Raw genomic sequence first — 11,150 nt, forward strand, 5'->3', positions numbered from 1 at the left:
TCCTGCAGACAAAATTCTTACACAGTTGTAAGGTTCACTGCTTAACCAAACACTTAATGATTTCATCATATAACTTACGGACGCAACACACTACATTAAACGGAGGAATTCTTAACATGAAACGTTTTCTAGCATCGATCGCGACAGCAGCCTTAGTGGTTTCAGGTCTTACATCAGTGGGTACAGGTAAAGTTGAAGCAGCAACAGTCACGAAAGTCAAGATCACGGACAACGGTCTTCGTGTTCGGACAGCACCTTCTACGAAAGCAAGCATCGTCGGGAAAGTCAACGCTGGTCAAGTCTTTACATATAAAGGCAAGTCAGGCAGCTGGACAAAAATCTCATACGGCGGCAAAACACGTTATGTCTTCTCACAATACACAAAGACATACAAATCATCTTCAAGCGCTAAAAAAACAACGAGCACATCTTCTAAACGGACTAAAATCCTAAGCGAAGCAGCAAAACATAAAGGTACACCATATGTATGGGGCGGAACGACGACTCGTGGATTCGACTGCTCTGGTTTCACAAGCTATGTCTACAAGAAAGCGGCTGGTAAAACATTACCACGTACGTCTTCTTCACAATATTCTTCTTCTAAGAAAGTCAGCGTTTCTAAAGTACAGCCAGGAGATCTTGTCTTCTTCTCACACGGTAGCGGCATTCAACACGTTGGGATCGCAACAAGCAAGTCAAGCATGGTCAACTCAGAAACAGGTGGCGTTAAATACTCAAGCTTCAAATCAGGGTACTGGGGTTCACGCCTTGTCGGCGCAGGATCTTACCTATAATTCATCATCTCAAAGCGGTTGAGCATTGGCTCGATCGCTTTTTTTCATCGAATCGATTACAGGAGGAGGGAATCGGATGCATGTCTTAATCACAGGTGCTTCAAGAGGTCTTGGTCGTGAATTTGCTTATCTGCATGCCAAGCAAGGGGATCACGTCTTGCTCGTCGGACGCGATGCGACAGCACTCTTCGAAACGAAGTTCCATGTCGAGCGACTCGGGGGAACGGCAACCGTCTTTCCGTATGACTTAACGCAGCCGACGCATCGTCTCGCACTATTTCGGGCAACGGAACAGATTCCGGTCGACTGCGTCATCAACAACGCCGGGATCGGCGTCTTTGGTTCTTTCCTTGAGACCTCGTTCGAAGACGAGTCCCGGATGATTGCCTTGAATATCGAAGCATTAACACACGTGACGAAGGTCTATGCCTCTCGCATGAAAGCACAGGGAATCAAAGGACGTATCGTCCATCTCGCATCAACGGCTGCGTTTGAAGGGGGTCCATGGCTGAGTGTTTATTACGCAACAAAGGCCTACGTCCTTCATTTCTCGGAAGGATTGACGGAAGAACTCGCACAAGACGGTATCCAAGTCAGCGTTGTCTGTCCAGGCGCGACCCATACCGGCTTCGAATCAGCAGCAAATCTTGAACAGTCACGCTTGTTCTTGCGACCTGGTGTCATGGATGCTCCGACGGTTGCGCGCATCGCCTACCGCGGCTATATGAAGGGGAAAACGTTCATCGTTCCTGGCTTCGGGAATGCCTGGTATATCTTTTCGACGCGTTTTCTACCGCGTCGGTACGTCACCCGACAAGCAGGAGAAGTCCAGCGTCCGCGGTGATAGTTATAATGTTCATTATTTCAATATTTATGACGTTCATCCTCAACTCCTACAGGAAAAGGAAACGAGTTCAACGTTTCCGTCAGGGTAAGGTAAGACCCGACATTTCGCATAAGTTGCGAGATGTCGCGGCTTACCTCCCGCCTGAGGAAAGTGAGGATATGAACGTTATCAGTTTTAAACATCATCAAAAAAGAGTTGGCCTTCCGGAAATCATCCGTAACGCCAACTCTTTTTGTGTGGATTCAGACGTCCTTTTTGAGGAGTCAGTCTGTTTTACTTAATGACGAGCTTCGGTTTTTTCTTGAACGAATGAATACCTTCGACGAAACGTACCGTTCCGGATTTTGCACGCATGACGACAGAGTGTGTCTGACCGCCTTGCGCCGTGAACTGAACACCTTTCATCAATTCACTGTCCGTGACGCCTGTCGCAGCAAAGATACAATCGTCTCCTGAAACGAGATCATCCATCATAAGGATCTTCGATGGATCTTCAATGCCCATCTTCTTGCAACGCTCGACCTCGGCATCGTCTGCCGGTAACAAGCGTCCTTGGAGCTCACCACCGAGGCATTTCAAGGCAACGGCAGCAAGAACGCCTTCCGGTGCACCACCTGAACCGAGCAGGATATCAATCCCCGTATGCGGGAACGCCGTGTTGATCGCAGCAGCGACGTCACCGTCACCGATCAAGCGAATCCGCGCCCCTGTTGCCCGAATCCGTTGAATGATTTCTTCATGACGTTCGCGATCCAGAATCGAGACGACGACGTCTTCGATTTCTTTGTTCTTCGCCTTCGCTACGGCTGCGATGTTTTCTTCGATCGTCGCATCCAGACTGATGTGTCCTGCCGCTTCCGGGCCGACTGCGATCTTATCCATGTACATGTCCGGTGCATGAAGTAAATCTCCTGCATCCGCGACCGCGAGAACAGCAAGTGCGCCCCATGTTCCTTTTGCGACGATGTTCGTTCCTTCCAGCGGATCGACGGCGACGTCGAGTCGTGGTCCATACCCATTTCCTAGCTTTTCTCCAATGTAAAGCATCGGTGCTTCATCCATCTCGCCTTCCCCGATGACGACGGTTCCTTTCATCGGAATTGTATCGAAGACATCACGCATCGCGCTTGTTGCCGCATCATCCGCTTCATTCTTCAATCCTTTTCCCATCCAGCGTGCAGAGGCGAGTGCTGCTGCCTCCGTGACGCGTACCAGTTCCATTGATAGACTTCTCTCCATGTGTATGTCCCCTCTCCCTTGTTACAAATCGGTCAAATCGTTTCACGCCATACGAGGGCGCCAAGTTCCTTCAACTTCTGATCAAATCGTTCGTAACTCTGGTCAAGCACTTCTGCATGGTGCAGCGTCGTCTCCCCTGAAGCGAGAAGTCCCGCCAAGACAAGTGCTGCGCCACCGCGTGGGTCCGGTGCCTCGATTTCCGTACCAAGTAAGGATTCGCCACCACGAATGATGATTGAGGCGTCTTCATGCGTGATTCGAGCATTCAAGCGTCGTAACTCCTGCACATGCCGGAAACGCTGCGGATACAACTTATCGACGACGATACTTGCTCCTTTTGCTTGCAGCAACGCTGCCGAGATGACAGGCTGTAAGTCGCTCGGGAATCCACCGTAGTGGAAGACACGAATATCGACCGGCTTCGTCTCCTGAAACGTCGCCGTGACGGAATCATCCGTTGCTTCGATCAACGCACCGTACCGCTCGAGTTTTTGGATGACGCTCTCGAGATGAAGCGGAATGACGTTATCGACGGTGACGCGTCCAAGTGCCGCCCCCATCGTCAAGAACGTTCCTGCCTCCATTCGGTCCGGAATCAAGGTATGCCGGCAACCACTTAGTTGCGATACGCCCTTGATTCGAATCTCGTCCGTTCCTGCCCCTTTGACGCTTGCCCCCATGTTCGTCAACATCGTACTGACGTCGATGACTTCCGGGTCGTAGGCGGCGTTTTCGATGACAGTCGTTCCTTCAGCGAAGACAGCGACGAGTAAGGCACTGATCGTCGCTCCGAAAGACGGGAGATCGAGGTAAATTCGGTTACCGACGAGACGATCGACGCGCATGTAATGGACGCCTTGCTCGTTACGTACAGAAACACCTAGACGCTCTAGTGCTTTGATGTGTAAATCGATCGGTCGTGGTCCGATGGCATAACCTCCAGGAAGACCGACGACTCCTTGTTTGAATCTGGCTGCCAGAACGCTCATGAGGTAGATCGATCCGCGTAACTTGCGCGTCTCCGCACCAGTCAACGGCATCGATTCGACCCGGCTTGGATCAATCGTCACCATATCGCCTTGACGTGTCACGACCGCGCCGAGCGTCTCCAAAATCTCGATCATCGTCGCGACGTCGCCAATCTCCGGCACGCCTTCAAGAACGACCGTTTGATCCGTCAGGAGGGCTGCAGCAAGACACGGGATGGCGCTTTGCTTCGAACCACTGATTGATACGGTTCCTTCTAGGCGTTGTTGCCCTACGATATGCAAAATGTCCACGTTCCATCAACCTTTCTCTTCGCTACGATTATTGCTGCGTTTTTTCCCAGTCCGCGAGGAACTTTTCGATCCCTTGCGTCGTGAGTGGGTGGTGTGTGAGTGACTCGATGACCGAGAACGGAATCGTCGCGATGTCTGCGCCCGCAAGAGCAGCGTTCGTGACGTGAACCGGGTTCCGGACCGATGCCGCGATGATCTGTGTCGGAATATCATGTACGACGAAAATTTGAGCAATCGTCTCGACGAGCCCCATTCCATCTTGGCCGATGTCATCTAGACGACCGAGGAATGGTGATACGTATGTCGCACCAGCACGGGCTGCGAGTAACGCTTGGTTCGGATTGAAGATCAATGTGACGTTCGTCGTGATCTTCTCTTTTGAAAGGGCTGCGACTGCTTCGAGTCCTGCCGGAGTCATTGGAACCTTAACCGTAATGTTCGGTGCAATTTGGGCAAGTTCCTTCCCTTCACGAATCATTCCTTCTGCATCGAGCGCGATGACTTCAGCGCTAACAGAGACGTCCCCGACGATTTCACAGATTTCACGAAGTCGTGTATGGAAATCGACGCCTTCCTTAGCGACGAGCGACGGATTCGTCGTGACACCATCTAAAATCCCCATTTTATGTGCTTTCTTGATGTCTTCTACGTTTGCTGTGTCAATGAAAAATCTCATCTTTCTCGTTCCCCTTTCATCCCTTGAAATCGCTTACGACTCTATTATAGGTTTTTTTCACGAGAAGTCCTACTGTTTTCCATTGAATATATGTTCACATGATATGAAAAAAGCACGGTAGACCGAAGTCTACCGCACTTTAAAGAGGAGTCGATTAAGCTTTGTTGCTTGAACCGAACTCACGCATCTTACCGATGACAGTTTGTTTGATTGCTTCACGACCTGGTGCGATGAATACGCGTGGGTCATATGCTTCTGGTTTCTCAGCTAACACTTCACGAACGACTTTCGCGAATGAGATTTGGTTCTCTGTGTTAACGTTGATTTTTGAAGTTCCGAGTGAGATCGCTTTTTCGATATCGTGTGTCGGAATTCCAGTTCCACCGTGAAGAACGAGTGGGAGGTTTGTCGCATCACGGATTTCTTCCATCTCTTTGAATCCGAGGTTTGGTTCACCTTTGTATGGTCCGTGAACAGAACCGAGTGCAGGAGCAAGCGTGTCGATTCCAGTTTCTTTGACGATGCGTACACACTCGTCAAGTTTCGCGTACATGACATCACCGATGACGTCGTCTTCTTGTCCGCCAACTGTGCCAACTTCCGCTTCTACTGAAACGCCTTTAGAGTGAGCGTATTCAACAACTGCTTTTGTTGTTTCGATGTTTGTGTCGATCGGGCTGTGCGAATCATCGATCATGACAGATGTAAATCCAGCGTCGATCGCTTCTTTACATTTCTCAACGCTCGAACCGTGGTCGAGGTGGATTGCAACTGGAACTGTGATTTTCATGTCGTGTACAAGACCTTCAACCATTTTCACGACAGTGTAGAATCCGCCCATGTGGCGTGCTGCACCTTCAGATACTCCAAGGATGACTGGTGACTGCTCTTCTTGAGCCGCACCGAGAATCGCTTGTGTCCACTCGAGGTTGTTGATGTTGAATTGACCTACTGCATACTTACCTTCGAGAGCTTTGTTTAACATGTCTGTCATAGATACTAATGGCATAATGACATCCTCCTCTGTTTTGATCGCTGCTTACACGAACTCGTGCAATTTCAGACTGATTATAACATACTGATTCATCGGAACGTACAGCATTTCGCTCGGTTTTTTGGTTTGTGACGGCGACGTGAAAGATTAACCGCTTACATCGTGAGAAATTTGCACAGTCACTTCTTTTTTTAATTCAAAGATGTCAAATGGCTTTCCGAAGAAGGCGACAACCCCTAATCGTTTCGCTTCTTCCATCGCTTCTTTTTCACCGAGTGCCGTCATTAAAATCGTCCGGACACGTCGTCCGATCCGGTCCTGATGACGCAACACTTCGATCCCAGTCCGCCCCGGCATGTTGACATCCATCAACAATAGATCGTACGCTTTTTCCTGTAAGTAGACGATCGCTTCCTCTCCATCGACGGCGACGTCCGTTTCATACCCTTCTGCCCGGAACAATTGCGCAAGCAAATTCCGGATTCCCGGCTCATCCTCGACGATCAACAATCTGCCTTTCATCTCTGCCACTCCCCCTCTAGTTATTTCCATTCTACACTAAAGCAAAACTTGCTTTATACTGTCCTTGAGAGAAACATAGAAAGGATGAAGAAAAATGATGAAAATCTTAGCTACACAATTCAACGGAAAATTGCAAACGCTCGCAAAACAGGAAGACGAACTATTCGATGTCGTCCGTCTACTCGCACAAGCGCTCGTCGGAGAAGGCACGGTCTACGTCGACGCTTACGGCGAATGTGAAGGACTCTATCCGATGCTCTCAGAAGGACCAGACCAGATGAAACGCGTTACGAAGATCAAGGATCGAAAGACCTTGCACGCTGTCGATCGTGTCTTAATCTTCACGCCGGATACGGAACGTTCGGATCTCCTCGCTTCTCTTGCCCGTTACGACGCATGGCATACGCCTTATGCGATTGTCACACTCAGTGACGTGACGGAAACGCTCGAGCGTTCGATTGCTCCGCTTGCATTGAAGTTCAATAAAGGATTGCTTCCGGCAGAGGACGGTTCACGCCACGGACTACCGAGTCTTGCCCTTTGTGCGTTCCTCTTGACGCATATCTTGACGCAACTCCAAGAGATGACGGAAGAGTGGGATTGACGTTTTTCTTCTATAATATGCAGTTCTTAATCTAACCAATCAAAAAAGACGCGGTGACCTTCTATGATGCTGAAGGTTACCGCGTCTTTAATTATCTTTCTTATTCACCAAGTGATGCTTGGATGAAGTCATGGAAGAGTGCTTGTGGGCGTTCTGGACGTGAGATCAATTCTGGGTGGAACTGACACGCGACGAACCATTTGTGTTCTGGAATTTCGATGATCTCAACGAGACGACCGTCTGGGCTCGTACCTGAGAAGACCATGCCGTTTGCTTCGAATTGCTCACGGAATTCGTTACCGAACTCATAACGGTGACGGTGACGTTCGTAGACGAGTTCGCTTGAATACGCGGCACGCGCTTTCGTTCCGTCTTCGAGTTTACATGGGTAGAGTCCGAGACGGAGCGTACCACCGAGGTCCTCGATGTCTTTTTGTTCTGGCAACAAGTCGATGATCGGGTATGGTGTCGCTGGGTCGATTTCCGCTGAGTGTGCGCCTTCAAGGTTGAGGACGTTACGTGCGAATTCAACTGTTGCGAGTTGCATCCCGAGACAGATACCGAAGAACGGTACGTTGTTCTCGCGTGCGAAACGTGTCGCTTCGATTTTCCCTTCGATACCGCGTTCGCCGAATCCACCAGGAACGAGGATTCCGTCTGCCGAACCAAGCAATTCGTTGACGTTTTCACGCGTCACGTCTTCTGCGTTGATCCAGTCGATTTCGATGTCACTGTTGAAGGCAAATCCAGCGTGTTTTAATGCTTCTGCGACCGAAATGTACGCATCACGCAATTCGACGTATTTCCCGACGAGTGCGATCTTCGTCGTCTTCTCGAGGTGCGTCACTGTGTGAACGAGTTGTTTCCAAGCCGTCATGTCAGCAGCTGGTGTATCGAACTTGAAGTAGTCACAGACGAGTTGGTCCATACCTTGGCGTTGCAAGTTGAGTGGTACTTCATAGAGTGTCGATGCATCTTGTGCTTCGATGACTGCTTCCGGACGTGTGTCGCAGAAGAGAGCAATTTTATCTTTCATCTCTTGTGGGACTGGGTGCTCCGCACGTAAGACGATGATATCTGGTTGAATACCGTAGCTACGGAGTTCTTTGACACTGTGTTGTGTCGGTTTCGTCTTGAGCTCACCTGCTGCTGCAAGATACGGAACGAGCGTACAGTGAACGTACATGACGTTTTCTTTCCCGATATCGTTTTTCACCTGACGAATGGCTTCGATGAACGGAAGCGATTCGATATCCCCTACTGTTCCACCAATCTCTGTGATGACGACGTCAGCGCCCGTTTCTTTTCCAGCGCGGAAAACGCGATCCTTGATTTCGTTCGTGATGTGCGGAATGACTTGGACCGTTCCACCGTTGTAGTCGCCACGGCGTTCCTTCTTGAGGATCGTCGAGTAGATACGTCCAGACGTGACGTTTGCGTTCTGGCTCAAGTTGATGTCGATGAAACGCTCGTAGTGACCAAGGTCAAGGTCCGTCTCCGCGCCATCATCCGTGACGAATACTTCCCCGTGCTGATACGGGCTCATCGTACCCGGGTCGATGTTGATGTACGGGTCGAATTTTTGGATCGTGACGTTGAGGCCACGGTTTTTCAAGAGACGAGCGAGCGATGCAGCTGTGATCCCTTTACCGAGTGACGATACGACGCCACCTGTTACGAAAATATACTTTGTCATGTTAAATATTGCTCCCTTCTCTAATTCACATCTCAACAATACAGAGGTGGTAAAAACAAAAAAGCAAAAGTGCCCCCATTGGAATAGGAGACACTTTTGCTGAAATAAGCACGTTGCTTAAAGAAGCCCATGACTAACTTACGTCATTCGGAAAACTTCGTCAAGCCTAATTTTTCAAAGAAAAATTTCCGTGCTCGTTCGTCAGCCGTCAACGAAAAAACTGCCATTTCTATAGGGAAATAGCAGCTGTACAGTTGTGGTTGATCGTGCTTAGACTTCCTCTTCTTCTTCGAAGTCTTCTAAGTCTTCTTCGTCGAGATCGTCATCGAGATCATCGATGGCTGCGACTTTTTTGAACGTATCATCGTCTTCGCTGTCGTCAGCTGAATCATAGTCCGCTGTCTTCGCGAATGTATCGAGATCGTCTTCGATCGTCTCGAACTCATCTTCTTCTGCATCATAGTTGAACTCTTCTTCAAACTCATCGAGTTCTCCACGTTGACGCGCTTCGATGACGAGATCCTCATCCGACTTATCGAACGGATACCAAGCGCGGAGTGACCAACGGTTCGCTCCGACGTTGACGAAGTTTCCATCGATGTTCATGTCTGTATAGAGTTGAGCAAGTTTCTCGAACTTGTCTTCTTCATCTGTAAACGTATGGTACTTTTCGATTTCTGACGTGATGTCATCGAACGTGATTGGCTGTTCGCCAGCTTCTTGCAACATTTCGTTGACGAATTCGATCAGCGAAAGATCAGTAATCTCTTCTTTACTTAAACGGCTGAGGCTCATTGTGACGGCCACTTCCTTTCATTTGCGTTCAATCCATTACTTCTCATTATACGCAAAACGGCTTTTAAAAATCCAGTCTCTATTTAAAAAAAGCTCGAATTGATTCTCGATTCGTGTTTTTCCCACTCCCGAAAAAGGAATATCCAAGGGAGAAGAAGGAGGAATGACAGATGGAGATGACAATCGAACGGGTCAACGATTTTGATGACTTCAACTGGTTACCAATCTTATCAAAGAGTACACAGGAAGGCTATCCCTTCATCGAACGGATGCTACGTGAACGCCGAAATGAAACGTATCGAGAAGACGGAGAAGCAATGTTCGTCGTTTTGTCGCTCTCCGGTCACGTCATTGCGTGCGGGGGTTATATGAAACAAACCGACGCGATCGACGTCGGTCGGATTCGTCATGTCTACGTCTTACCGGAAATGCGACATCACGGTGTCGGTACGCAACTGCTTGAGAAAATCATTCCAGAAGCGCTGTTGACGTATTCCGAGCTCTGGCTCTATACGGACGATGCCAGTACATTTTATGAACGATTTGGTTTTGAGCCGTATACGGCAACTAAGGTGACACATCGACTTTTAAAGCATGCATTCGTCCAACCTTAAGTGTCTTGGATTGACATATCGGGAATCATCGATTAGTTTAAGCGTATGACAAATCAAGTGGATCTATTCAAGGCATTATCGAACGAGGTACGTCTTGATATCTTACGCTGGCTCAAGGATCCCGAGACTCATTTCAATAAGCCGACGGCCCATCTCGCGACGAATCTGTCGGACAAGGGAGGCATCTGCGTCGGAGATATCCAAGAGAAGGCGAACTTATCTCAATCGACCGTCTCCCAATATCTTGCGATGTTGCAAAAAGTCGGATTGCTCGAATCCGAACGTCACGGCAAATGGACGTATTACCGGCGAAATGAAGAAAAAATCCAGGAGCTTGCAGCGTACCTCAAAGGAGAACTTTGATCCGTTCTCCTTGCCTTACATATCGACATTTCTCGATATTTAGATTCGTGAAAGGATGAATTCTGTTGAAAATCGTGTATTACGTACTCGCGTTACTTGCGGGTATCGCTTTAAGTGTCGAAGGAGCCATCTATGGTGAACTCGGGAACTTCGTCGGAAAACTCGAAAGTAGCTTTTATAATTTCTTCGCCGGTACGATCATCATCGGACTGATCGTCCTCTTCTTCGGAAAAGGTTCACTCGGCTATACATTCCGTGCACCGAAATGGACCTTGCTCGGTGGTCTGCTCGGTAGCATCTACTTGACGATCCTGATCATCAGCATCCCGCTCGTCGGTGTCGGTCTCGCCATGATCAGTGTCATCATCGGACAGATGATTGCCAGCATGGTCATCGAACATTACGGCTGGCTCGGTAGTCCGAAACGTCCGATCAATCGTGACAAGCTGACGGCTTCTGCTTTGATGCTCGTCGCTCTATTTCTCATCTTTTAAGGAGGTTCGCTCGTGAATATTCTATTACTCGGTTTTACATTACTCGGCGGCGTGATGCTGAGCGCCCAGTCCTCGATCAACGGTGCCTTCAGTCAAAAGGCAGGGGCTCTCGAAAGTACGTTCCTGACTTTTTTCACCGGAATGCTGATTCTCGCACTCGCCATCTTGTTCTTTGGTCAAGGGAACGTCTTGCTCTTGCTTGAAGCACCACGTTGGCAACTCAGTGCCGTCT

The 11,150-nt window shown here is 49.0% G+C and carries 14 protein-coding genes; 7 read left to right on the top strand and 7 right to left on the bottom strand.

The annotated features are described in order from the left end of the window. Positions 1 to 116 precede the first annotated feature (116 nt). Positions 117 to 794, top strand: a complete 678-nt coding sequence (locus tag F8N00_RS11465) for a C40 family peptidase (protein ID WP_075643037.1) — start codon at positions 117 to 119, stop codon at positions 792 to 794. 76 nt (positions 795 to 870) lie between these two features. Continuing rightward, positions 871 to 1,638: an SDR family NAD(P)-dependent oxidoreductase gene (locus F8N00_RS11470; RefSeq protein WP_023469549.1), complete on the top strand. Its 768-nt coding sequence runs from the start codon at positions 871 to 873 to the stop codon at positions 1,636 to 1,638. A gap of 276 nt (positions 1,639 to 1,914) precedes the next feature. On the opposite strand, the gene glpX is transcribed toward F8N00_RS11470, so the two are convergent. The 5 genes from glpX to F8N00_RS11495 form a co-directional block, all read right to left on the bottom strand. Beyond that, a complete protein-coding gene (gene glpX, locus F8N00_RS11475) occupies positions 1,915 to 2,880 on the bottom strand; it encodes a class II fructose-bisphosphatase (protein ID WP_035395794.1) in 966 nt (321 codons plus the stop codon). 32 nt (positions 2,881 to 2,912) lie between these two features. Continuing rightward, a complete protein-coding gene (gene murA, locus F8N00_RS11480) occupies positions 2,913 to 4,160 on the bottom strand; it encodes a UDP-N-acetylglucosamine 1-carboxyvinyltransferase (RefSeq protein WP_023469551.1) in 1,248 nt (415 codons plus the stop codon). 28 nt (positions 4,161 to 4,188) lie between these two features. Then, positions 4,189 to 4,836 (bottom strand): fructose-6-phosphate aldolase, encoded by a 648-nt coding sequence (gene fsa / locus F8N00_RS11485; protein WP_023469552.1) that lies wholly within the window; start codon positions 4,834 to 4,836, stop codon positions 4,189 to 4,191. 154 nt (positions 4,837 to 4,990) lie between these two features. Further along, positions 4,991 to 5,845: a class II fructose-1,6-bisphosphate aldolase gene (gene fba / locus F8N00_RS11490; RefSeq protein ID WP_023469553.1), complete on the bottom strand. Its 855-nt coding sequence runs from the start codon at positions 5,843 to 5,845 to the stop codon at positions 4,991 to 4,993. A 132-nt stretch (positions 5,846 to 5,977) separates the two neighbouring features. Then, positions 5,978 to 6,352 carry a response regulator gene (locus F8N00_RS11495; protein ID WP_023469554.1) on the bottom strand — a complete coding sequence of 125 codons (375 nt, stop codon included), beginning with the start codon at positions 6,350 to 6,352 and terminating at the stop codon, positions 5,978 to 5,980. A 94-nt stretch (positions 6,353 to 6,446) separates the two neighbouring features. Here F8N00_RS11495 and F8N00_RS11500 point away from each other — a divergent pair, with 94 nt between their 5' ends. Further along, complete coding sequence (locus F8N00_RS11500) at positions 6,447 to 6,956, top strand: DUF2529 family protein (protein WP_035395788.1); 510 nt, start codon at positions 6,447 to 6,449, stop codon at positions 6,954 to 6,956. A gap of 100 nt (positions 6,957 to 7,056) precedes the next feature. Here the strand turns inward: F8N00_RS11500 and F8N00_RS11505 are convergent, their stop codons facing one another. Together F8N00_RS11505 and rpoE are read right to left on the bottom strand one after the other, a co-directional pair. Next, entirely contained in the window at positions 7,057 to 8,652 is a 1,596-nt protein-coding gene (locus F8N00_RS11505; protein ID WP_023469561.1) for a CTP synthase, read from the bottom strand. 270 nt (positions 8,653 to 8,922) lie between these two features. After that, positions 8,923 to 9,447: a DNA-directed RNA polymerase subunit delta gene (rpoE, locus tag F8N00_RS11510; RefSeq protein ID WP_023469562.1), complete on the bottom strand. Its 525-nt coding sequence runs from the start codon at positions 9,445 to 9,447 to the stop codon at positions 8,923 to 8,925. A 170-nt stretch (positions 9,448 to 9,617) separates the two neighbouring features. On the opposite strand from rpoE, the gene F8N00_RS11515 reads away from it, so the two are divergent. From F8N00_RS11515 to F8N00_RS11530, 4 genes are all read left to right on the top strand, one after another. Then, positions 9,618 to 10,061, top strand: a complete 444-nt coding sequence (locus tag F8N00_RS11515) for a GNAT family N-acetyltransferase (protein ID WP_023469563.1) — start codon at positions 9,618 to 9,620, stop codon at positions 10,059 to 10,061. Positions 10,062 to 10,106: 45 nt separating this feature from the next. Further along, positions 10,107 to 10,424 (top strand): ArsR/SmtB family transcription factor, encoded by a 318-nt coding sequence (locus F8N00_RS11520; RefSeq protein WP_023469564.1) that lies wholly within the window; start codon positions 10,107 to 10,109, stop codon positions 10,422 to 10,424. Between the two features lie 65 nt (positions 10,425 to 10,489). Beyond that, positions 10,490 to 10,918 (top strand): DMT family transporter, encoded by a 429-nt coding sequence (locus tag F8N00_RS11525; RefSeq protein ID WP_023469565.1) that lies wholly within the window; start codon positions 10,490 to 10,492, stop codon positions 10,916 to 10,918. A 12-nt stretch (positions 10,919 to 10,930) separates the two neighbouring features. After that, a partial coding sequence (locus F8N00_RS11530; RefSeq protein ID WP_421018238.1) for a DMT family transporter occupies positions 10,931 to 11,150 on the top strand: 220 nt, incomplete at its 3' end.

Origin of the sequence: Exiguobacterium sp. A1_3_1 (genome assembly GCF_048985645.1) — a bacterium.
Lineage (GTDB): Bacteria > Bacillota > Bacilli > Exiguobacteriales > Exiguobacteriaceae > Exiguobacterium_A > Exiguobacterium_A indicum.

What these genes read in the sequence shown, in the direction of transcription:
- F8N00_RS11465 (WP_075643037.1), top strand. Translation starts at nt 117, where the DNA reads ATGAAACGTTTTCTAGCATCGATCGCGACAGCAGCCTTAGTGGTTTCA.
- F8N00_RS11470 (WP_023469549.1), top strand. Translation starts at nt 871, where the DNA reads ATGCATGTCTTAATCACAGGTGCTTCAAGAGGTCTTGGTCGTGAATTT.
- glpX (WP_035395794.1), bottom strand. Translation starts at nt 2,880, where the DNA reads ATGGAGAGAAGTCTATCAATGGAACTGGTACGCGTCACGGAGGCAGCA.
- fsa (WP_023469552.1), bottom strand. Translation starts at nt 4,836, where the DNA reads ATGAGATTTTTCATTGACACAGCAAACGTAGAAGACATCAAGAAAGCA.
- fba (WP_023469553.1), bottom strand. Translation starts at nt 5,845, where the DNA reads ATGCCATTAGTATCTATGACAGACATGTTAAACAAAGCTCTCGAAGGT.
- F8N00_RS11495 (WP_023469554.1), bottom strand. Translation starts at nt 6,352, where the DNA reads ATGAAAGGCAGATTGTTGATCGTCGAGGATGAGCCGGGAATCCGGAAT.
- F8N00_RS11500 (WP_035395788.1), top strand. Translation starts at nt 6,447, where the DNA reads ATGATGAAAATCTTAGCTACACAATTCAACGGAAAATTGCAAACGCTC.
- F8N00_RS11505 (WP_023469561.1), bottom strand. Translation starts at nt 8,652, where the DNA reads ATGACAAAGTATATTTTCGTAACAGGTGGCGTCGTATCGTCACTCGGT.
- rpoE (WP_023469562.1), bottom strand. Translation starts at nt 9,447, where the DNA reads ATGAGCCTCAGCCGTTTAAGTAAAGAAGAGATTACTGATCTTTCGCTG.
- F8N00_RS11515 (WP_023469563.1), top strand. Translation starts at nt 9,618, where the DNA reads ATGGAGATGACAATCGAACGGGTCAACGATTTTGATGACTTCAACTGG.
- F8N00_RS11520 (WP_023469564.1), top strand. Translation starts at nt 10,107, where the DNA reads ATGACAAATCAAGTGGATCTATTCAAGGCATTATCGAACGAGGTACGT.